This window comes from Bradyrhizobium sp. HKCCYLS3070 (assembly GCF_051167575.1).
Lineage (GTDB): Bacteria > Pseudomonadota > Alphaproteobacteria > Rhizobiales > Xanthobacteraceae > Bradyrhizobium.
Genome location: NZ_JBNPTI010000003.1, coordinates 1 through 21,493, shown reverse-complemented (window position 1 = coordinate 21,493; position 21,493 = coordinate 1). Strand labels below are relative to the sequence as shown.

Annotated in this window: 19 protein-coding genes; 6 read left to right on the top strand and 13 right to left on the bottom strand. The window is 65.3% G+C overall.

The annotated features are described in order from the left end of the window. Positions 1 to 219: 219 nt before the first annotated feature. Complete coding sequence (locus ACQR03_RS12675) at positions 220 to 1,119, top strand: EamA family transporter (protein WP_434842291.1); 900 nt, start codon at positions 220 to 222, stop codon at positions 1,117 to 1,119. Here the strand turns inward: ACQR03_RS12675 and ACQR03_RS12670 are convergent, their stop codons facing one another. The 5 genes from ACQR03_RS12670 to ACQR03_RS12650 form a co-directional block, all read right to left on the bottom strand. Continuing rightward, on the bottom strand, positions 1,120 to 1,557 hold the full coding sequence (locus ACQR03_RS12670; protein WP_315751935.1) for an EamA family transporter: 438 nt from the start codon (positions 1,555 to 1,557) through the stop codon (positions 1,120 to 1,122). A 140-nt stretch (positions 1,558 to 1,697) separates the two neighbouring features. Continuing rightward, positions 1,698 to 2,174: a DUF1178 family protein gene (locus ACQR03_RS12665; RefSeq protein WP_315751936.1), complete on the bottom strand. Its 477-nt coding sequence runs from the start codon at positions 2,172 to 2,174 to the stop codon at positions 1,698 to 1,700. Next, positions 2,171 to 3,049, bottom strand: a complete 879-nt coding sequence (locus ACQR03_RS12660) for a carbon-nitrogen hydrolase family protein (RefSeq protein WP_315825538.1) — start codon at positions 3,047 to 3,049, stop codon at positions 2,171 to 2,173. Before ACQR03_RS12660 ends, ACQR03_RS12665 begins: the two co-directional genes overlap by 4 nt. Then, positions 3,046 to 3,321 (bottom strand): glutaredoxin 3, encoded by a 276-nt coding sequence (gene grxC / locus ACQR03_RS12655; RefSeq protein WP_315715197.1) that lies wholly within the window; start codon positions 3,319 to 3,321, stop codon positions 3,046 to 3,048. The genes ACQR03_RS12660 and grxC overlap by 4 nt, the downstream gene beginning before the upstream one ends. Positions 3,322 to 3,350: 29 nt before the next feature. Further along, positions 3,351 to 4,154, bottom strand: coding sequence for a ComF family protein (locus tag ACQR03_RS12650; RefSeq protein ID WP_434842292.1), 804 nt, complete (start codon positions 4,152 to 4,154; stop codon positions 3,351 to 3,353). Between the two features lie 78 nt (positions 4,155 to 4,232). On the opposite strand from ACQR03_RS12650, the gene ACQR03_RS12645 reads away from it, so the two are divergent. After that, entirely contained in the window at positions 4,233 to 5,078 is an 846-nt protein-coding gene (locus ACQR03_RS12645) for a methyltransferase domain-containing protein (protein WP_434842293.1), read from the top strand. A gap of 62 nt (positions 5,079 to 5,140) precedes the next feature. Then, the gene (locus ACQR03_RS12640; protein ID WP_434842294.1) at positions 5,141 to 5,563 is read left to right on the top strand and encodes a VOC family protein; all 423 of its coding nucleotides are present in this window, start codon (positions 5,141 to 5,143) and stop codon (positions 5,561 to 5,563) included. 31 nt (positions 5,564 to 5,594) lie between these two features. Here the strand turns inward: ACQR03_RS12640 and ACQR03_RS12635 are convergent, their stop codons facing one another. Further along, entirely contained in the window at positions 5,595 to 6,005 is a 411-nt protein-coding gene (locus ACQR03_RS12635; RefSeq protein ID WP_315715200.1) for a (deoxy)nucleoside triphosphate pyrophosphohydrolase, read from the bottom strand. A gap of 180 nt (positions 6,006 to 6,185) precedes the next feature. On the opposite strand from ACQR03_RS12635, the gene ACQR03_RS12630 reads away from it, so the two are divergent. After that, positions 6,186 to 7,514 (top strand): TadE/TadG family type IV pilus assembly protein, encoded by a 1,329-nt coding sequence (locus ACQR03_RS12630; RefSeq protein WP_316174461.1) that lies wholly within the window; start codon positions 6,186 to 6,188, stop codon positions 7,512 to 7,514. Between the two features lie 63 nt (positions 7,515 to 7,577). On the opposite strand, the gene argJ is transcribed toward ACQR03_RS12630, so the two are convergent. Further along, positions 7,578 to 8,819 carry a bifunctional glutamate N-acetyltransferase/amino-acid acetyltransferase ArgJ gene (argJ, locus tag ACQR03_RS12625; protein ID WP_315715203.1) on the bottom strand — a complete coding sequence of 414 codons (1,242 nt, stop codon included), beginning with the start codon at positions 8,817 to 8,819 and terminating at the stop codon, positions 7,578 to 7,580. Between the two features lie 255 nt (positions 8,820 to 9,074). Continuing rightward, a complete protein-coding gene (locus ACQR03_RS12620) occupies positions 9,075 to 9,974 on the bottom strand; it encodes a peptidylprolyl isomerase (protein ID WP_434842295.1) in 900 nt (299 codons plus the stop codon). 392 nt (positions 9,975 to 10,366) lie between these two features. Here ACQR03_RS12620 and secA point away from each other — a divergent pair, with 392 nt between their 5' ends. Continuing rightward, positions 10,367 to 13,219 carry a preprotein translocase subunit SecA gene (gene secA / locus ACQR03_RS12615; RefSeq protein WP_316193280.1) on the top strand — a complete coding sequence of 951 codons (2,853 nt, stop codon included), beginning with the start codon at positions 10,367 to 10,369 and terminating at the stop codon, positions 13,217 to 13,219. Positions 13,220 to 13,361: 142 nt separating this feature from the next. On the opposite strand, the gene ACQR03_RS12610 is transcribed toward secA, so the two are convergent. The 3 genes from ACQR03_RS12610 to ACQR03_RS12600 all read right to left on the bottom strand — a co-directional run bounded on the left by ACQR03_RS12610 (position 13,362) and on the right by ACQR03_RS12600 (position 17,192). Beyond that, the gene (locus ACQR03_RS12610; protein ID WP_316203125.1) at positions 13,362 to 14,486 is read right to left on the bottom strand and encodes a caspase family protein; all 1,125 of its coding nucleotides are present in this window, start codon (positions 14,484 to 14,486) and stop codon (positions 13,362 to 13,364) included. A gap of 199 nt (positions 14,487 to 14,685) precedes the next feature. Next, positions 14,686 to 15,819 (bottom strand): glycoside hydrolase family 3 N-terminal domain-containing protein, encoded by a 1,134-nt coding sequence (locus tag ACQR03_RS12605; RefSeq protein ID WP_434842296.1) that lies wholly within the window; start codon positions 15,817 to 15,819, stop codon positions 14,686 to 14,688. A 74-nt stretch (positions 15,820 to 15,893) separates the two neighbouring features. Further along, complete coding sequence (locus ACQR03_RS12600) at positions 15,894 to 17,192, bottom strand: flavin-dependent oxidoreductase (protein ID WP_434842297.1); 1,299 nt, start codon at positions 17,190 to 17,192, stop codon at positions 15,894 to 15,896. Positions 17,193 to 17,402: 210 nt separating this feature from the next. Here ACQR03_RS12600 and ACQR03_RS12595 point away from each other — a divergent pair, with 210 nt between their 5' ends. Then, positions 17,403 to 18,425, top strand: a complete 1,023-nt coding sequence (locus ACQR03_RS12595; protein WP_316203488.1) for a glycerophosphodiester phosphodiesterase — start codon at positions 17,403 to 17,405, stop codon at positions 18,423 to 18,425. A 223-nt stretch (positions 18,426 to 18,648) separates the two neighbouring features. Here ACQR03_RS12595 and ACQR03_RS12590 read toward each other — a convergent pair whose 3' ends face one another. Then, complete coding sequence (locus tag ACQR03_RS12590; RefSeq protein WP_315715210.1) at positions 18,649 to 19,158, bottom strand: GNAT family N-acetyltransferase; 510 nt, start codon at positions 19,156 to 19,158, stop codon at positions 18,649 to 18,651. A gap of 62 nt (positions 19,159 to 19,220) precedes the next feature. After that, positions 19,221 to 21,128 carry an acyl-CoA synthetase gene (locus tag ACQR03_RS12585; protein WP_315751950.1) on the bottom strand — a complete coding sequence of 636 codons (1,908 nt, stop codon included), beginning with the start codon at positions 21,126 to 21,128 and terminating at the stop codon, positions 19,221 to 19,223. Positions 21,129 to 21,493 lie beyond the last annotated feature (365 nt).

Here is a 21,493-nt window from a genome sequence, read left to right as displayed (position 1 = left end):
GTGGATGGATCGCCTAACCCAATTGAAGCCGGTGGTTATGGGTCCCTGCGTTCGCAGGGACGACACCGGATGTGTGGCGCGAGCTTACCACAAGACGCAATCCGTCCTGGCCCTTCCGGCGAGAGCTGCAATCCTGACATGCGGCTGAACCGCCTCACCGCTGTTGACCCAGCGCCCCGTGGTCGTCACGGTGCCAATCTCACTACTGCATTGTGCCGCATGCTCTCCATCACCTCGCTCTGGATTCCGTTCACGTTGGTTGCCGCCGCCGGCCAGGTCGCGCGCAATGCGATGCAGCGGTCGCTGACGGCGAAGCTCGGCACCTGGGGGGCGACCAATATCCGCTTCCTGTTCGGCTTTCCGTTCTCGCTGGTGTTCCTGACCGCGGTGCTGCTGGCCACCGGCGACCACCTGCCGTGGCCGCCGGCGGTGTTCTGGCCGTGGCTGCTGCTCGGTGCGCTCAGCCAGATCATCGCCACCGGGCTGATGCTATTGGCGATGACCGACCGCTCCTTCGTCGTCACCACGGCCTATCTGAAGACCGAAGCGATCCAGACCGCGATCTTCGGCTTCATCTTTCTCGGCGATCCGCTCTCGCTTCCAAAGATGATCGCGATCCTGATCGCCACTATCGGCGTCGTCATCACCGCGCTCAGGCCCGGCGGTGAGAAGAGCTTTGCCGAGTTGAGGCCGACCGTAACCGGCCTGGTTGCCGCGGCGTCGTTCGCCTTGTCGGCCGTCGGCTTCCGCGGCGCCATCATCACCGTCGACGGCGTGTCCTTCGTCACCGCCGCGTCGTACACGCTGGTCTGGGGCCTATTCGTGCAGACGGCGCTCCTCACCGTCTATCTGCTGGCGCGCGCGCCCGACATCCTGCGCGGAATCCTGTCGCTGTGGCGGCCATCGATGATGGCCGGCTTCGTCGGCGCCTTCGCGTCGCAGTTCTGGTTCCTGGCGTTCGCGCTGACCGCGGCCGCCAACGTCCGCACGCTCGCGCTGATCGAGGTACTGTTCGCGCAGGGCGTGTCGTACTATTCGTTCAAGCAGCCGGTTTCGCTGCGCGAGATCGGCGGCATCACGCTGATCGTCGCCGGCGTGGCGCTGCTGGTCGCCGTGTAGTCAGCCCTTGATCGCGATCAGCACGGCGCCGGCCGCGATCAGGGCGATGCCGATCCAGCCCTGCAGGCTCGGTCGTTCGCCGAGAAACACGACGCCGAACAAGGCGACCAGCACGACGCTGAGCTTGTCGATCGGCGCGACCAAGGTCGCGGGGCCGAGCTTCAAGGCGCGGAAGTAGCACAGCCACGAGGCGCCGGTGCCGAGCGCCGACAGCGTCAGGAACACCCAGCTCTTGGTCGAGATCGGTCCCGGGCTGGTGAGCTGGCCCGTCGCAAACAGGATCAGCGCCAGCGTCACCAGCACGATCGCGGTGCGGATCAGCGTGGCAAGATCGGAGTTGAGACCTTCGACGCCAACCTTGGCGAAGATGGCGGTGAGGGCCGCGAACAGCGCGGAGAGGAGGGCCCAGAGCTGCCAGGACGAGGAGAGGGGGGACATGTCGTCACACCGGCGAAAGAGAGAGTGCAGGCCGAGATCTCTCTCCCGTCGTTGCGAGCGAAGCGAAGCAATCCAGAATCTTTGCCCGGCGCTGGATTGCTTCGCTTCGCTCGCAATGACGGAGAGGGCGTCTCTATTGCTCAATTCCGGTCGTCCGGCAGCACCGGGATCGGCGCGACCTCGATGCCTTCCTCGATCAGTTCGCGGGCCTCGTCGAGCGAGGCCTCGCCATAGATCGGCCGGTGCTCGGTCTCGCCGTAATGCATCTTGCGGGCTTCGGTCGGGAATCGTTCGCCGACATCGTCGGCGTTCTTGACGATGTGGTCGCGCAGCTCCTTGAGCTTGGCGCGCAGCTCGCGCTCCTGCGCCATCATCAGCGCGGTCGATCCCGGCGGAATCACTTCCTGCGCTGGCGTCGGTGAGGCCGGTACCGGCACGGCCTCGCGGCCCTTCTTGCTGACGATGCGCGGCGCCATGATAGCCTTCTCGACCTTGGTCGAGCCGCAGGTCGGGCATTCCACCAGCTTGCGCTTCACCTGCGAATCGTAGGCCGAGGAGCTCTGGAACCAGCTTTCGAACGTATGGTCACGCTCGCAGCGCAGCGCATAGCGGATCATGCCGAGCCCCGCACCAGGTGCAGATAGTCCGGACCCGCGTTGGGGTCGGCGATGCCGAACCGGCGGCCGTGCTGCAGCGAAGGAATGGTCTGGCGCACGCTCTCGACCCGCGACGGATCGATGCGCGCCATGATCACGCCGGGCTCGACGCCGCCCTCGGCGAGAATCTCGCCCCATGGATCGATGATCAGCGAGTGGCCGAAGGTCTCGCGCTTGTTCTCGTGCAGGCCGCACTGGGCGGCGGCGAACACGAAGCATCCCGTCTCGATGGCGCGGGCGCGCAGCAGCGTGTGCCAGTGCGCCTCGCCGGTCTTGCGGGTGAAGGCGGAGGGCACGCTGATGAAGGAGGCGCCGCTCTCGGCCAGCGCACGATACAGCGCCGGGAAGCGCACGTCGTAGCAGATCGTCAGCCCCAGACGACCCCAGGGCAGATCCGAGATCACGGCCGTCTCGCCCGGTTGATAGTTGGCGGACTCGCGATAGCTCTCACCGCCCGGCAGATCGATGTCGAACATGTGGATCTTGTCGTAGCTCGCCAGCACGTTGCCCTCGGGGCCGATCAGGAACGAGCGGTTCACGGCCTTGTCTGCCGAGAAGCGCAGCGCCAGCGACCCGATGTGCAGATGGATGCCCAGCTCCTTGGCGAGCGCCTGATAGGCTTTGAGAGAGGGATCGTCCGCCTCGCTCTTGAGCTGCTCGAACAGCGCCGTCCGGTTGAGCTGCATCATGTTGCTCACTTCCGGCGTCTGGACATACTCCGCGCCCTGCGCGACCGCTTCCCGGATCAGCCTGGTGCCCTGCTCGAGGCTCGGCTCGGGCAGGAGCGAGGTGCGCATCTGCACCATGGCGGCGGTAAAGCTGCGGTCGTTGCTCATGATGTCGCCTTGTCTCCCGCCAGCATGGCGTCGAGCCGGCCCTCGCGATCGAGCGCATAGAGGTCGTCGCAGCCGCCGACATGGGTGTGGCCGATGAAGATCTGCGGAAAGGTCGAGCCCGGGCCGACACGATCATACATCTTCTGCCGAATCGTCGGATCCTTGCCCGCGTCATGCTCGGTGAAGGCAACGTTCTTGCGGGTCAGAAGCGATTTGGCGGCCGTGCAGTAGCCGCACCCCGGACGGGTATAGATTTCGATCGCAGCGGTCATGTCGCGCTCAGCTGTTTCAGAACGACAGATTATATGGGAGCGCGGGGCGCATCGACAACCCGGGCGAAAACCAGCACGCTGACCTCGGCCGCCTTGGCGCGCAGCAGAGCGCGGGCGCAGGCATCCACCGTCGCGCCGGTGGTCAGCACGTCGTCGACGATGACGATGCGGCGCCCCTGCACGTCATGCAGGCGGTCTGAAGATACCTGGAATGCGCCCTGCACATTGCTGGTGCGCTGGGCGCGCGACAACCCGACCTGCTGCTCGGTCGCCCGCACGCGGCGCAGCGCATCACCCTGCATGCGGACGCCGCTGGACCGGGCGACCGCCCGCGCCAGCGCGCCGGACTGGTTGTAGCGGCGGGAAAAGCCGCGCCGCCAATGCAGCGGCACGGGCACCACGAGGTCGGCCTCGGCCAGCAGCTCGCGGCCGGCGCGCGCCATCCAGCGGCCCATGATCGGCGCCAGATCGGTGCGGTCCTGATATTTCAGCTGATGCACCAGGGTGCGGGCGACCTCGTCATAGCGCACGGCGGCGCGGGCGCGGGCGTACGCCGGCGGCGCCGCGATGGCTTCCATCGACAGCAGCTCGGGGCCCGGATCGTAGACGAAGGGGATGCCGAGCTTCGGGCAATACGGCCGCTCGATGAACGACAATTTGCCCCAGCAGGCCGCACACACGCCCTCGCCGTCGACCGGCTCGCGGCAGCAGATGCACAGGGTGGGAAGCGCGACGTCGAGTGCGAGCTTCGCAACGCGCGCGAGACTGCCATGCAGCGCGCCCACGGCTGCACGAAGTCGTCCGACGCTGATTGGAGCAAACGTCACACCCATGTGTTGAGGCTAGCGCCGCAACCCACGCTGCTCAAGCGGTGCATTGCCCGGCCACCAGGATCGGCGTAACCAGCCCCCATGACCCCGCCCGGCACCGCTCCCGTTCTGTTCGATCGCAGCTTGCTCGCGCTCAGGCTGCGGCGGGCTGCGCGCGCGCCCGAGACCTTCCTGCTGGAGCGCGTCGCCGAGGATATCGCGGATCGCCTTGCCGCGGTGAACCGGTCCTTCACCGCGGCTGCCGACGTCTGGACGCCGGCCGCCGGCTTGAAGCCGTATCTTTCGGGACGCCTCTCGCAGCTCGCGCATATCGCCGCGCCCGCCACCGCGGACGAGCGGCTGCCGTTGGCCGCGCAATCGCTCGATCTCGCGCTGTCGGCGCTGGCGTTTCAATTCGTCAACGATCTGCCCGGACTGCTGGTGCAGATTCGCCGGGCCTTGCGTCCCGATGGTCTGCTGCTGGCGGCGATGATCGGCGGCGATACGCTGACCGAGCTCCGGCAGAGCTTCGCCGCCGCCGAAGCCGAATGCGAGGGCGGCGTCTCGCCGCGTGTCGCGCCGTTCGCCGATCTGCGCGACATCGGCGGTCTGCTGCAGCGTGCCGGCTTCGCGCTGCCCGTCACCGACGTCGACCGCGTCGTGGTCCGCTATGCCAGCGCGCTCGGCCTGATGCAGGATCTCCGCCGCATGGGCGCGACCAACAGCCTGGTCGAGCGCCGCCGCACGCCGCTGCGCCGCGCCACCCTGCTGCGCATGGCCGAGATCTATGCCGAGCGCTTCGCCGATCCCGACGGCCGTATCCGCGCCACCTTCGACATCATCTGGCTGTCAGGCTGGGCCCCGCACGAGAGCCAGCAGAAGCCGCTGAAGCCGGGTTCGGCGACGGCGAGCCTGGAGGCGGCGGTGAAGAAAGCAGGCCGCGACTAGACTTTCTCCCGAAGGCCGGGCCTTATAGTCGTCGCCTATCAAGTCGCACGGTATCGCCTGCCATGCTTACCCGGATCGACTACGTCGCGGTCTATGTCGCCGATCAAAGAGCTGCACTCGACTTCTATGTCGATACACTCGGATTTGAACTGCGGCATTGCTCGCCTGGCGGCATCATCAATTGGGGATATGATCTGACCGTAGGCCTGCCCGGGCAGCGCATGATGCTGCAACTCACCTTACGCCCGCCCGGCGACACCTCGCGCAGCACCCCGATCATGCTGAGCTGTACGGATTTGGAGCAGACCTACCACGCTCTGCTTGCAAAGGGAGTTCGCTTCCACTGTCACCTCAATGGCGGGCTTGAATTCGTGTCGTTCTACGATCCAGACGGCAATGAATTTTATATTTCCGATAATAACCAGAACTGGATCGACGAAAACGCCGTTGCAAGAATGAAGCGGGGAATTCCGGACGGGCCGTGACTTCGCCCGGAGAGACGTCGCCGTACGATCCTCACATCAACAGATCGATCAGATGCGGCAGCAGCGGAATGTCCGCCGGGGGCATCGGGTAGTCGCGCAGCTTGTTCGGCCGCACCCAGGCCAGTTGCTGTCCCTCGCGCGCGGTGACCACGCCTTCCCAGCGCCGGCAGATGTAGAGCGGCATCAACAGATGGAACGTCTCATAGGCGTGGCTGGCAAACGTCAGCGGCGCGAGACAGGCCTCGCGCACGATGATGCCGAGCTCCTCGTCGAGCTCGCGGATCAGGCTGGCTTCGGGGCGCTCGCCGGGCTCGAGCTTGCCGCCGGGAAACTCCCAGAGTCCCGCGAGCGTCTTGCCGGGCGGCCGCTGCGCCAGCAGCACACGATTGTCGGCGTCGACGAGCGCGCAGGCGACCACGAGCGTGAGTTTCAGGTCGGGCATGGTCCGATCGGTTTGAGAGGGATGCGCCGGTCCGAGAACCAAGTGCGCCTGTTGAGGGAATCTTAACCTAGGCCGTTTCGAGCCCGGTTTCCACGGTCGAAATAAGCCAACCTTAATGGCCGGCCGCGTATTTTCACGGGTGAACGCCATGGCCCCCTCATGGTTTGTTAGGCATCATTCATGCGAATTTTATCCAGCCTGCTCGGCCGCCTGCGGCGCGACGTCAGCGGCAACGTCGCGGTGACGTTCGCGATCGTCTGCGTCCCGCTGATCACCGCGGTCGGCTGCGGCGTCGACTACAGCCGCGCCAACCAGATGCGCGCCAAACTGCAGGCGGCGGTCGACGCCGCCTCGGTCGGCGCGGTGTCCCGGACCTCGCCGGCCTTCATCGCCGCAGGCACGATGACCTCGGACGGCGTGATCGCCGCCGGCAATGACGACGCGGCGAAGATCTTCAACGGCAACATGTCGGGCACGTCAGGCTATACGCTGACCAGCCTGACGCCGGAGGTGAAGAAGGCCGGCTCGGTGCTGACCGCCACCGTGTCGTTCTCGGCCACCGTGCCGATGATGTTCATGAACATCGTCGGGTTCAAGACCATGACCCTGCAGGGATCGTCGACCGCCAAGGCTTCGATGCCGCGATACATCGATTTCTATCTGCTGCTCGACAATTCGCCGTCGATGGGCGTGGCGGCGACGCCGGCGGACGTGACCAAGATGGTCAATGCGACCTCCGACAAATGCGCCTTCGCCTGCCACGACTACAACGACTCCAACAACTACTACAATCTCGCCAAGACGCTCAACGTGACCACCCGGATCGACGTGCTGCGCAGCGCCACCCAGCAGCTCATGGACACGGCGCAGCAGACGCAGACCTATACGAACCAGTTCCGCATGGCGATCTACGATTTCGGCGCAGCGTCGAAGACGATCGGATTGCGGGCGCTGTTTTCGCTGTCGTCGAGCCTGTCCAGCGCCAAGAGCGCCGCGGGCAACATCGACCTGATGGGCGTCTACGGCAACAATGATTCCTACACGGCCGACAAGGATACGCCGTTCACCACGGTGTTCCCCGCCATCAACAACGAGATCTCGACGCCTGGTGACGGCACGACCGGCTCGCCGCTGAAATACCTGTTCTTTGTCTCCGATGGCGTCGCGGACGAGAGCAACGCCTCCTGCCTGAAGCCAAAGGCCAGCGGCAATCGCTGCCAGTCGCCGATCAATCCGGCGCTCTGCACCACGCTCAAGAACCGCGGCATCAAGATCGCGGTCCTCTATACGACCTATCTGCAACTGCCGACCAACAGCTGGTACATGAGCTGGATCGATCCCTTCAACAAGGGGCCGTTCGGCCCGTCGCCGAACAGCGAGATCGCGCAGAAGATGCAGGCCTGCGCCTCGGACGGATTCTATTTCGAGGTGTCGCCGACGCAGGGCATCGCGGAGGCGATGAAGGCGCTGTTCCAGAAGGCGGTCGCCGACGCACGGATCGCGAGCTGATCGACTCGGCCCCAGGAAGCGCGCCGGCATCTGCGCGCTTCCTGGCCGCGGTTGGTTGCGGAATCAGGATCGGTAGTCGCCGTTGATCGCGACATACTCCTTGGTCAGGTCGCAGGTCAGCACGCGGTCGCGGCCCTTGCCGAGGCCGAGCGCCACCTTGATCTGCACCTTCTGCGCCTTCATCGCCTCGGAGACTTCCGTCTCGTCATAGGACGGATCGCGCGCGCCCTTCGATGCGACGCGGATGCCGTTGAAGGAGATCGAGAGCTTGTCGCGGTCGGCCGGCTCGCCGGCCTTGCCGACGGCCATCACGACGCGGCCCCAATTGGCGTCCTCGCCGGCGATCGCGGTCTTGACCAGTGGCGAGTTGGCGATCGACATCGCGATTCTGCGCGCCGACGGCTTGCTCTTGGCGCCCTCGACGATGATCTCGACCAGCTTGCGGGCGCCCTCGCCGTCGCGCGCGACCTGCTCGGCGAGGTCGGCCAGCACGGCATTGAACGCCTTCACGAACGCCTTCGCGCGCGGATCGCTGGCGCGGCTGATCTTCGGTGCGCCCTTCGCCGCGGCGGCCCCGGTGGCGAAGGCGAGCAGCGTGTCGGATGTCGAGGTGTCGCCGTCGATCGTCACCGCGTTGAAGGTGTCCTCGACGCCGGCCTTGAGCAGGGCCTGCAGCGCGGGGGCCGAAATCGGCGCATCGGTGAAGATGAACGACAACATCGTCGCCATGTCGGGCGCGATCATGCCGGCGCCCTTGGCCATGCCGTTGATCGTCACCTTGGCCTTTCCGAGCTTGACGGTGGCGGTGGCGACCTTCGGGAAGGTGTCGGTGGTCATGATGGCGCGCGCTGCACCCATCCAGTCCTCAGGCGCCGCGGTGCCGGCCAACCCTTCGAGCACGCCGTCGAACTTGGTCGCATCCAGCGGCTCGCCGATCACGCCGGTCGAGGCGAGGAAGATCTCGTCCTGCTTGCAGCCGACCGCCTTGGCGGCGATCGCCGCCGTCAGGGCCGTCGACTGCTTGCCGGTCTTGCCGGTGAAGGCGTTGGCGTTGCCGGAGTTGACCACCAGCGCGCGCGCCTTGCCGCCCTTCAGCTTGGCCCGGCACCATTCGACCGGCGCCGACGGGCATTTCGACAGGGTGAACACGCCGGCCACGGTGGTGCCGGGATCGAGCAGCGCCAGCAGCACGTCGGTGCGGTTCTTGTAGCGGATGCCGGCCGCCGCAGTCGCGAGCTTGACGCCCGCAACGGCGGGCATGTCGGGGACATCGGTGGGGGCGAGCGGGGAGACGGCTGAGGACATCGGAGAGGCTTCCGGCAGGAATGAGCGGGAAGCGCTCTGTATCATCTCGGTCGTCGTTGTGGGAGTGGATGTCACTGCACCCACTGCTGTCATCCCGGCGAACGCCGGGATCCATAACCACAGGGTCCAGTTGGGAGCCCTGGTATCGGCCGCGTGCCTGTTTCAAACATCACGCGGTATGGGTCCCGGCTTTCGCCGGGACGACACCATTTATGACGCGACCATGTCCCGTCTCAAGCCAAGTAGCCGAGCCGCTTACTTCTTCGCCGGCTCGGCCGGCTTCGCGTCCGCCGGCTTGGCGGCGTCGGCGGCCGGCTTGTCCAGGCGCTCGATCTTGGCGGCCTCACGCAGCTTGCCGACGTAGTCGGCCTGAGCCTTGCGGGTGACGTAGGTCTCGATCTGGCCCTTGACCTGGTCGAACTCCGGCGGCTTGCGGCTGCGCTTTTCCTCGACCTTGATGACGTGCCAGCCGAACTGGGTCTTCACCGGATCGGAGATCTTGCCCGGCTCCAGCGAGAAGGCGACGTTGGCGAATTCCGGCACCATCTGCTCCTTGGTAAAGAAGCCGAGGTCGCCGCCGTCCGAGGCACCGGGATCCTTGGACTTCTTCTTGGCGAGCTCGGCGAAATCGGCGCCCTTGGCGAGCTCGGCCTTGACGGCCTTGGCGTCGTCCTCGGTCTCCACCAGAATATGGCGGGCGTGGACCTCCTGCTCGCCGCCGATCTGCTTGGCGGCCTCCTCATAGACCTTCTTCATCGCGTCCGGCGTGGTCGCGGCCTTGCCCTCGGTGGCGAGCAGGCTGTCCATCAGCAGCCGGTTGCGGGTGAAGGCGAGGCGCTTCTTGAACTCCTCGGTATCGGCGACCTTCTTGTCCTCGGCCGCCTTGGCGACCAGCTTCATGTCGATCAGGAACGACAGCACGTTCTCGTCCTTGGTCGCCGGATCCATCTGCGCGAGGCTCTGTCCGAGCTCCTCCTCGGCGAGCGTCACGTCGCTCTTGCGGATCTCGGCGCCGTTCACCTTGGCCAGCACCGGGTTGGCATCGTCGGCGGCGCGTGCGGGCGCGGCAAGCAGGGACAACGCGAGACTTCCGGCGAGAGCGGTGGCAAGGCCGAGGCGCAGGCCGGTTTTCGTAACCGGGAACGACGTGGTCATGGAAAATCCTTGTTGAGAAGAGGGGGCTCGAGGGGGAGGCCTCAGGGCGGCCGGGACACTCGCCCAATCGCCGTGCCTTGGCAACGCGAAAAGTCTGTCAATTTCGTGAAATCGGCGACAGGTTGGCGACGACGGCCCCGCTGTCGGGCGCCGTTGACAACGTTCCCCCCCAGCCATATCTCTGCCCGGTCGCTTCAAGGGCGATGGCGCTTATTTTGCTGCGTTTTTGGCCGTTGAACCCTGGTTTGCCTGTCTCCCACTCATCTGGCGGACGCCGCCCGGCGCCGAAGGTCGAGGCTGGCGCGGGTGCTGCGGTGCATCACGTCGGGAACAGCAAACCCAAACCATGAGTTACGGCTGCAACGCAGACCCATAGAGGCAGGATTTCAGCAATGATCGGCGCGCTCGCCCGTAAGCTATTCGGCTCCGCCAACGACCGTCGCGTCAAGGGTTACCAGTCCCGTGTCAATGCCATCAATGCGCTGGAGCCGGAGCTCGCCAAGCTGACCGACGAGCAGCTCAAGGCGCGCACCGAGGAGTTCAAGAAGCAGCTCGCCGACGGCAAGACGCTCGACGACATCCTGGTCCCGGCCTTCGCCACCGTCCGCGAGGCCTCCAAGCGCACCCTCGGCCAGCGCCATTTCGACGTCCAGCTGATCGGCGGCATGGTGCTGCACGAGGGCGACATCGCCGAGATGAAGACCGGCGAAGGCAAGACGCTGGTGGCGACCCTCGCGGTCTACCTCAACGCGCTCGCCGGCAAGGGCGTCCACGTCGTGACGGTGAACGACTACCTCGCCCGCCGCGACGCCGGCTGGATGAGCCAGATCTACGGCTTCCTCGGCCTGACCACAGGTGTGATCGTGCACGGCCTCGACGATGCCGAGCGCAAGGCGGCCTATGCCTGCGACATCACCTACGGCACCAACAACGAATACGGCTTCGACTATCTGCGCGACAACATGAAGTACCGTCTGGAGGACATGGTCCAGCGCGGGCACTTTTTCGCCATCGTCGACGAGGTGGACTCCATTCTCATCGATGAAGCGCGCACGCCGCTGATCATCTCCGGCCCGCTCGACGATCGCTCGGAGTTCTACAACACCATCGACACCTTCGTGCCGAAGCTCGACAAGACCGACTACGAGGTCGACGAGAAGCAGCGCACGGTGACGCTCACCGAAGCCGGCATGGAGAAGATCGAGACCCTGCTGCGCGATGCCGGCCAACTCAAGGGCGAGTCGCTCTACGACGTCGAGAACGTCTCCGTCGTGCACCACATCAACCAGGCGCTGCGCGCGCACACGCTGTTCACCCGCGACAAGGACTACATCGTCCGCGACGGCGAGGTCGTGATCATCGACGAATTCACCGGCCGCATGATGCCGGGCCGGCGCTATTCGGAAGGCCTGCACCAGGCGCTCGAGGCCAAGGAGCACCAGCCGGTGCAGCCCGAGAACCAGACGCTGGCCTCGATCACCTTCCAGAACTACTTCCGGATGTACGAGAAGCTCGCCGGTATGACCGGCACGGCGGCCACCGAGGCCGACGAGCTGTTCGACATCTACAAGCTCGAGGTGCTGGAGATCCCGACCAACCTGCCGGTCGCACGTCTCGACGAGGACGACGAGGTCTATCGCACCCAGCAGGAGAAATACGCCGCCATCCTCGCCGAGATCGAGCGGGCGAATTCACGCCTGCAGCCGGTGCTGGTCGGCACCGCCTCGATCGAGAAGTCCGAGGTGCTGGCCGCCTATCTCAAGCAGCACGGCTACAAGCAGATCGATTTCGGCAGCGAGCGCGCGCTCGACAAGCTCTATGCGGCGGCCCGCGCCGGCAAGCCCGCAAAACTGTTCGCGGTGCTCAATGCGCGCTTCCACGAGCAGGAAGCCTATATCGTGGCCGAAGCCGGCGTGCCCGGCGCGATCACGATCGCGACCAACATGGCCGGCCGCGGCACCGACATCAAGCTCGGCGGCTCGCTCGAGATGCGCCTGCAGCAGGAGACCGCCGGGATCACCGACGAGGCCGAGAAGGCCGCCAAGATCGAACAGATCAAGGCCGACATCGCCCGCTTCCGCGAGATCGTGCTGAAGGCCGAGGAGACGGTCGAGATCGAGCCCGCCAAGGGCTCGAAGGCGGCGAAGACCGTGACCAAGCCGGGTGGCCTCTACATCATCGGCTCCGAGCGCCATGAATCCCGCCGCATCGACAACCAGCTGCGCGGCCGCTCCGGCCGTCAGGGCGACCCCGGCCGGTCGAAATTCTTCCTGTCGCTGGAAGACGACCTGATGCGCATCTTCGGCTCCGACCGGCTCGACAGCATGCTGACCCGGCTCGGCCTGAAGGAAGGCGAGGCCATCATCCATCCCTGGATCAACAAGGCGCTGGAGAAGGCGCAGCAGAAGGTCGAGGCGCGCAACTTCGACATCCGCAAGAACCTCCTGAAGTTCGACAACGTCCAGAACGACCAGCGCAAGGTGATCTTCGACCAGCGCGTCGAGCTGATGCAGGACGAGAGCGTGGTCGAGACGATCACCGACATGCGTCACGCCTTCATCGACGATCTCGTCGCCAAGCACGTTCCCGAGCACGCCTATGCCGAGCAGTGGGACGTCGCCGGCCTGAAAGAAGAGCTGAAGCGCGTGCTCGACATCGACCTGCCGGTCGACGAATGGGCGAAGGAAGAGGGCATCGCCGACGAGGAGCTGCTCAAGCGCATCGAGACCCACGCCGACGAGCGCATGGCCGCCAAGGTCGCGCAATGGGGCCCCGACGTGATGCGCTACGTCGAGAAGACCATCCTGCTGCAGACGCTCGACCACCTCTGGCGCGAGCACCTGGTGATGCTCGACCATTTGCGCCAGGTCATCGGCCTGCGCGGCTACGGCCAGCGCGATCCGCTGCAGGAGTACAAGTCGGAAGCCTTCACGCTGTTCGAGGCCATGATCGCTCACTTGCGCGAAGCAGTCACCGCGCAGCTGATGCGGGTCGAGATCGTGCCGCCGGAGGAGCAGCAGCCGGTGCTGCCGCCGATGCAGGCGCACCACGCCGATCCCAGCACCGGCGAGGACGAGATGGCCTTCGCGAACGTCTCCCTGGTGCCGTCCTCGGGGGCCGCTCCGGTCCCGGCCGAAGCACGCAACCCGAACGATCCCTCGACCTGGGGCAAGATCGGCCGCAACGAGGACTGCCCCTGCGGCTCCGGCAAGAAGTACAAGCACTGCCACGGCCGCTACGCGTAAGCTCGGGTCGGGCAGTAACATTCGACGTGCTCGCGTGAAAGGAGCGAAGCGACGGATGGGTGGAAAGACCCGAATGTCGCTCCGCCGATCGAGCTAGATTTAAGAGCCGTCGAGTTCCGAAACTGCCCTTGATTCAGTCAGTTCATTTGGCAACAAAGAAATAGTCTTCGTTACCTGAGAGCGAGCCATAAGAGAACGGCTGTTGCCGGCGATTGGTCGCTAGGAGCACATCGTCTCGCACGAGATCAAACAAGCGACGGACCTCAAGACCGGCGACTTTCAGCCGGCTTGCGAGCGCTATCGCAAACGGGCTGTTGGAGCCATCTCCGTCGAGGGCAGTCTCTCCGTGCTTTGCCGAAAATATAACTAGCGATCCCGGCTCCGGCTCGACGGCAGCCAAGCCGCGCCCTAACGAGCGGGTGGCGATGGTCCGTTTCATCTGACTCAGAAACGGATTGCTGCGACAGGCATCCATGATCACCATGCGCAGCTTCCTTGCACCGTCCGCAGCAGAGATTGCCAAGGAGAGTGGAACGGTCTCAAAATCTACATCTCTGTCGGATTCGAGGTGAGCGTCGACGGGGATCATGTAGTCGGCGCCACCCACTTCGATGCCATGTCCCGAGTAGTAGATGACCGACCAGTCGGCCTCCGAAGACTTCTTCGAGAACTCCAACAACAACTTGTGTAAAGCATCGCGCGACAGGTTCTTTCCTGCGATTACCTCGTCAAACCCGATAGACTTCAGCGTTTGTGAAATGAGGTCCGTGTCTCTCACAGGATTTGGAAGCTCCGGAACGGAACTGTATTTCGAGTTGCCGATCACGAGGGCAACCCGACGGCTGGGTTTAGACCAAATAGGTAGAGAGGCGCCACCGGAAGGCCTCGTAGAGGTTTCAGAAGAAGAAGGTTGATTTAACTTTTCTGCTGTCTGAGCTGAAAGAATTCTCAGCTCTTCGGTGGCTTCTGAGCTGCTCGGTTCAATAGCGAGAGCTATTTGGTATTCCGCTCTGGCTCGATCGAGCTCACCGAGCCCAGCGAGTGATCGGGCCAGATTTAGATGGGACCAAAAGAACCGAGGCTTTAGCTCGATAGCCTTCCTCGCGGCGTTGGCAGCTTCCCCAAAATTCTTCAATCCCAGGAAAGCCGAGGACAGATTGTTGTAGGAGTACGAATAGTTCGGTCGAAGCGATATGCTTGCCCTGCAGTCTGCAACGGCCAGTTCATACAGTCCCTTGACGTGGTATGCCCAGCAGCGCCCGTCCAAAGCGTCGGCAAGCCGAGACTTAGGACTTCTACCTTGAGAGACTACTTCGCTGCAGCCGGATATCCGCTGGTCGGCATCCGACGATTGGCAGCGTTTCCAAGCATCGCTCTCGATAGGCCGCGCATGTACTGAGCATACAGCGGCCGACCACGCACATACCGCTAAGCAGATCAACAAAAATCTGGCGCTTAGACACAAGTTAATGACTCCCCCCGCTTCGATCTCGCTGGATGCTCATCGCCTTTAGTCCACGAACACGGGCATACGACCGTTTGACCAGATCCAACGGGAGCTCACGTGAGCAAGCGGCTGCTGTCAACGCGCTGTTGATCTCGCGGCCGACGTCGGACGTCTGGTCCTCGTCGCTCAGCTTGGTGAACATGATGATATCGGCGCCTGCCTTGACGGCATCGATGGCGGCGGTGGCCGGCGGCTTGGCGTCGAGAATGGCCTTCATGGCGAGGTCATCCGTCATGACCACGCCGTCATAGCCGAGCTCGCGGCGCAGAAGACGGTCGATCGCGTGCGCGCCATTCTGCGTTGCGACACCGCCCCAGCGGCGGGTATTGGCGAGATGGCCGACCATGATCGCCTCGGCCATCCCCCGCCGAATCAGCCGCTTGTACGGCTTCAACTCCGCCGATGACCAGGTGGTCGTGACGTCGGCAATGCCGGCGTGGCTGTCGGCGGTGGACGATCCATGGCCCGGAAAATGCTTGAGCACCGTGATGATGCCCTGCTTCCGGTGCGCCTGGATGAACGCCGTCGCATAGCGCGCGACCGCGCCGGCGTCGCTGCCATAGCTGCGCTGCCGCTGCCCGATGATCGGGTTCGACGGGTTGGTGTCGAGGTCGACCACCGGCGCGAGGTTCATGTTGATGTGCAGCGCCGCGAGCTTCTCGGCGAGAGTTGCGTAAGTCCCGCGCGCCGCCGCGACGGAGCCGCGGGCGATCTCCGCGGCCGACGGCGTCGCCGCAACGCCGATGTTGGGTCCGAGCCGCTCCACCGTGCCGCCCTCATCGTCGATGGCAATGAACGGAGGAGCCGCGCATTTGCAGCCTCGGATCCGCTCGATCATCCCAACGAGATCACCGCGGGTGCCGACATTGCGGCCGAGGATGACGACCCCGCCGATCAGTCCCTCCTCGAGATCGGACAGGACCTGCTGAAATCCAGCATCGGAAGCCTTGGTCCCGAAGAAGCCGGCCATGATCATCGCGCCAACGAGCCGCGACGTTGCCGCTGTGTTGTGGCAGCCGGCAGCAAGGCCGGCGTGGCTCGACACCATCAGCAATACGGTGGCCAGGGAAAGTCGGCCAATTCGTCGGAGCATGGCGGTCCCCGGGCGGCTGTTTCGGCGACCGGCTCGTCTACACCGGTTCGGATCGCGCCGCTGACAAAAGCGGCTCAGATCGTCGCCAGACTGCCGACCTTCGCCCCCTCCGCAATCGTCCGCGGCGCCGCGTTGAGCTGCTCGATCGCAAAGCCTGCGGCCTTCTTGTAGCCCGCCATGAACGCATCGCGCTCGGCGGGTGGGATCACTTCATCGATGTTGGTAAAAGTCCCGCCGCAGCGCTCGTCGACCAGGTTGAGCAATCCGAACGGCCCGGCGCCGCGGTTGCGCAGGATGACCTGCGAGATCGGACCGCACAGCTTCTCGTCATAGGCGGCGAGCGCGGCCGGGGTCACGCCGTGCGCCAGCAGCGAGGCGCCGAGCACGCGGGCGTCGACGATCGCCTGGCTCGCACCGTTGCTCCCCGTCGGATACATCGCATGCGCGGCGTCGCCTATCAGCGCCACCGGGCCGTCGACCCAGGTCGGCACCGGATCGCGGTCGATCATCGGATTCTCATAGGCGCCATCGGCGCCGGCGATCAGCGCGGGCACGTCGAGCCAGTCATAGGTCCAGCCGGCGAAATGATGCGCGAACTCCTTGACCGGCACCTGGCGGAACCAGCCGGTCTGCTTCCAGCCCTCGGTGTTGTCCATCGTCACTTCCGCGATCCAGTTGATCAGCGCCAGCCCCGTTTTCGGGTCGGGATGCGAGATCGGATACACCACGACGCGGTGGCGATGGGTGCCGAGGCCGACGAAGGACGATCCGGTGCGCATCGGCTTCGCCCAGGTGACGCCGCGCCACATCACCGCGCCGCCCCAATGGATCGGCGGCTGCGCCGGGTGCATCTGCGCGCGCACCGCCGAGTGGATGCCGTCGGCGCCGATCAGGAGCCGCCCGCGCTGCTCGGAGCGCGACCCATCGGCATGCTCGACGCGTGCGGTCACGGAGCCGTCCGCATGCTTCTCATAGCCGCTGACGCGGCTGCCGAGCCGCACGCAATCAGCGCCAGCCCGCTGCACCAGCCGGCTGTACAGCAGCATGTGCAGCTTGCCGCGGTGAACCGCATATTGCGGCCAGTTGTAGCCGGCAAGCAGCCCGCGCGGCTCGGAATAGATGTCGTTGCCGTTCAGCCCGACCAGCGCCCATTCCTTCGCGGGCACGCCGACCTGATCGAGATCGTCGGCGCCAATGCCCAGATCATACAGCTCGCGCACGGCATTGGGCTGCAGGTTGATGCCGACCCCGAGCGGCCGCATCTCGCGCACGCTCTCGTAGACGACGCAGGGCACGCCGATCTGCTGCAGGGTGAGCGCGGTCGCCAGGCCGCCGATGCCGCCGCCGGCGATGATGACAGGAAGGTCGGTCATGGGCATGGGTCCGTCGCGCCTGAACTCGGGAAACAAAGCTCGAAAGGAGGGTCGATAGGGATGCTGGCACGACGCGTGCAGCGCGCGGATCGCCTCCCTCGATCCATCCGTGGCCAGCGTTATCCGCCGGTCTGTGGCAAAGGCCTAATTCAGAAGGCCAGCCGAAACAAGGGGAATGGGCAATCCGCGCCGTCATGGTAGGCTGGTGCCATGCACCGTCCAACTCTCTCCCTCTGTGCGGCCCTGTTGCTGGCCGGTCTGGCGAGTCCCGCGACAGCCTTCGACGTCGAGGCTCATCGCGGCGGGCGGGCACTGCATCCGGAGAACACGCTGCAGGCCTTCGCCGCAGCGCTCGCGTTGGGCGTCGATACGCTGGAGCTCGATGTCGGCGCCACGGCCGACGGCGTGCTGGTCGTCTCGCACGAGCGGCGGCTCAATCCCGATCTCGCCCGCGACGCTTCCGGCAACTACGTCGCGCCGCCCGGACCGCTGCTGATCGACCTGCCGCTGGCCGAGGTGCAGTCCTACGATGTCGGCCGGATTCGCCCCGGCAGCGACTATGCCAGGCAGTTTCCGGAGCCGCAGCCGCTCGCAGGCGACGTGCCGCCGCGCATTCCGACCCTGAAGCAGCTGTTCGATCTCGTCAGGCGCTCGGGAGACGACCATGTGCGTCTCAACATCGAGACCAAGCTCGATCCGGCGTTTCCCAACGAAGCGCCTGACCCGGCGCGGTTCGTCAGCCTGCTGCTCGGCCTGATCGATGCTGAGCAGTTCGCGGATCGCGTCATGATCCAGTCGTTCGACTGGCGCACCCTGCAGTTGGTACAGCAACGCGCACCTCGGATTCCAACCGTCTATTTGTCACTGCAGCGGGGCAAGGCGCCGACGGTGTCGTTGACCGCGGCCACCCGCTGGACCGCCGGCTTCAATCCTGCCGATCACGGCGGCTCGCTGCCGCGCACGATCAAAGCGGCCGGGGGCAAGGTGTGGTCGCCCTATTTCGCCGACGTCACGCCGGAGTTGGTCGCCGAAGCGCATGCGCTCGGGCTGCAGGTCGTGGTCTGGACCGTGAACAAGCTGGAGGACATGGCGCGGCTGATCGACACCGGCGTCGATGGCATCATTTCCGATCGGCCGGATGTGCTGCGCAAGGTTGCTGCCGACAAGGGGGTGGCAAATCCAACGGGTGAGCTGCGGCTGCAATCGACGAAGCCAAGGGCGCATCCGGACTAGCGGAGCCGAGAGCTCTCACGCGTCGGAATCCGTGGCTCCTGACAGGATCATAGGCGATGAGTCGCGGCATAGACAGTCGGCTCCCTCTCCTCGTTCTGACGAGGGAGGAGGCCGGGGTGAGGCGCCGCCGCGCGGGGATACTTTGTTGTCCGACCTGTCGTCACTCCCCCTGACTGCACGTTCGATGCATCCGGACACCCAAGCACCGTTCGCGCCAGCCTGGTCAAGCCACCAGCCGTTTGGTCATGAACAGGCTGAGCGGATCGAGTCGGTAGATCCCGAACGGCCCGCAATCCTGATAGCCGGAGCTGCGATAGAGCTGGATCGCCTGCGGCTGTCTGATGCCCACTTCGAGGCTCACGCGGCCAAGCCCGCGACCTTGGGCCTCGTCTTCCAACGTCATGAGGAGCCTGCGTCCGAGCCCACAGCCGCGGGCGGTTTCGCGGACGAACAATCGCTTGATCTCGGCGTGTCCTGGACCAATGAGCCGAAGGGCGATCGACCCGAGCAGCGTCCCGTCACGACGGGCGGCAAAAAATGCGGCCCCGGGCACCGAAAGCGCGTGGGCATCGACGGGATGATTGCTTTCAGCAGGGTATAGCGTCCGCAGAAAGGCATTGGCCTCCGCGATGAGGTCGGCCACATCAGCCTGTCTGGCATCTTCGATCGCGATGGTGATGTCGGTTGGGTTCATCCGTCCCGGCCTGGCAAACGTGACGAAACGCGTCAGCATCGTGCCAGAGCACCACCGTCCCGATCAAATGCCGAGACGGCTGTCTCACCCGGAATCGCGGCTCACTCCATCACCACCTCGTGCCGGATCACGAACGGCGCCAGCAATGTGTGCACCTCGTTCTCGACCGCCTCGCGGGTCTCCGCCGGCACGTTGCGCAAGGTCACCGTCGCGATGCTGCCGTGGCTGCCGTGCGGTCCGACCTTGACGCTGCAATCGATGCCGCGGTCGGTCAGTTGCGACAACACCTTGGCGAACACCCGCGTCGCGGCGTCCCAGCGCAGTTGCGGCTTGAACACCTTGCCGACGCCGGTCACCGGCATCGGATCGATCGGGATGATCTGCACCGGCACCGCGGCGCGCTCCGGAGTGCGGGCGCGCACCCAGTCCTCCAGCTCGCCCGGTTGCACGCTCGCGCCGGGCTTGAGCTGCACATAGCCGATCGGCAGCTCGCCCGCATAGGCGTCGGGCTGACCGACCACCGCGGCGAAGCCCACGGCCGGATGCTGGAACAGGATCTCCTCGATCGGCGCCGGATCGATGTTGTGGCCGCCGCGGATCACGAGGTCCTTGGCGCGGCCAGTGATCCACAGGAAGCCGTCGGCATCGAGCCGGCCGAGATCGCCGGAATTGACCCAATGGCCCTGGACGAAGGCGCCCTTGTTGTGGGCGTCGTCGAGATAGCCGGAGAACACGCCGGGCCCGGCCATGATGACGACGCCGATCTCATCCGTTGCGCAGTCGCGCTCATAGCGCCCGTCGGCATCGAGCTTGACGATCCGCACCTTCGCGTAAGGCAGCGGCAGGCCGACCGAGCCGAGCCGGATCGGCTGGTCCGGATAGGCCATGGTGTGCACGCTCGCGGTCTCGGTCATGCCGTAGACCTCGATCACCGGCAGCTTGAGCTTGTCCATGATCGCCTGCCCCACGGCGACCGGAATCGCCGAGCCGCCGCCCGCGGCATAGCGCAGACTGGAGATGTCGGCGGCGCCTTGCGGCACCGCGAGCGTCGCCGCCAGCACCGTCGGCACGCTCGACAGCGTCTCCGGCTTGAAGCGCTCGACCAGGCCCCAGATGTTGCGCACCGCATTCGGATTGCGCCAGCCGGCGCCCGACAGCACGACGAGGCTGCCGCCGGCGGAGAGCGTCTGCAGCGCCTGGGTCAGCGATCCCCCGACATGGAATAGCGGCATGCCGAACAGCAAGGTGCCGCCGGGCTTGGCCTTCAGGACCAGGTTGATCCCCCAGGCCTGATAGACTTGGTTGCCATGGCTGTGGCGCACCAGCTTCGGCGTGCCGGTCGTGCCGCCGGTGTGGAAATAGGCGGCGGTGTCGCTGGCCTTGATCTGCCGGCCGCTGACGAGATGGTCGCTCGGCTGCGCTCCGATCAGGTCATTGAACGCGTGAATGCCGTTGGCGGGGTCCCCGCCGCCGCCATGCACCTGCACGATCGCCTTGAGGTGCTTGAGGCCGCCGCGCACCTTCTCGACCTTCTGCCAGATGTCGGTGCCGGGCAGGGGGCCGAGCGCCACCAGCACCTTGGTCCTGGCGGCATCGAGAATCTCGGCGATCTGGTGCGGCTCGAGCAGCGGATTGACCGGGTTGGCGATGCCGGCGGCCTCGGCGCCGAACAGCGTGACGAAGGCGTCGGGCACCAAAGGCAGCATGAAGCTGACGACGTCGTCGGGGCCGACGCCGAGCGCATGAAACATGTTCGCCGCCTGCGTCACCCGGGCGATGAAGTCGCGATGGGAGATCACGACCGGCGTGTCGGCCGGATCGGCGTTGGTCAGAAACTGGATCGCCGGCGCATCCGGGTTGACCGAGGCGCCGCACTTCAACGCCTCATAGGTGCTCTGCGCGGCGATCCGTTCGCCATACGGCGTCTGCTCGAAGGCGCGGATGTCAGCGGTGCTTGCGAATGTCGGATAATCGCTGCCGATGGCGCGATCGAGCAGGTGAATGCCCATGGCCTGTCCTCCCTGTGTCGTGTCCTCGTCCGGTCGATTGCGGCCGGCGACCGCGCGCGGGCTCTATGCGGCCCGTTCGTCGCGATCGTCACAGGACAGGATGAGGGAGGATTCGTCTTGCGTCTATCCCGGCGTTGCCGGGCGGACCGCCCGATTTGCCGCAGGCGAGGAGACGAGGCGTGGTCAAGTCGTCTTGATGCGACGCGAAGACCGCTCCGATTTCCGCGTCATTGCGAGCGCAGCGAAGCAATCCAGAGTCCCGCCCAAGACTCTGGATTGCTTCGCTGATGTTCAGCCCGGGGACATAGCTGACGGGTGTTCGGGGAGATGGTTGACACTTCAAAATCGGCTCGATTCGTCAAGCA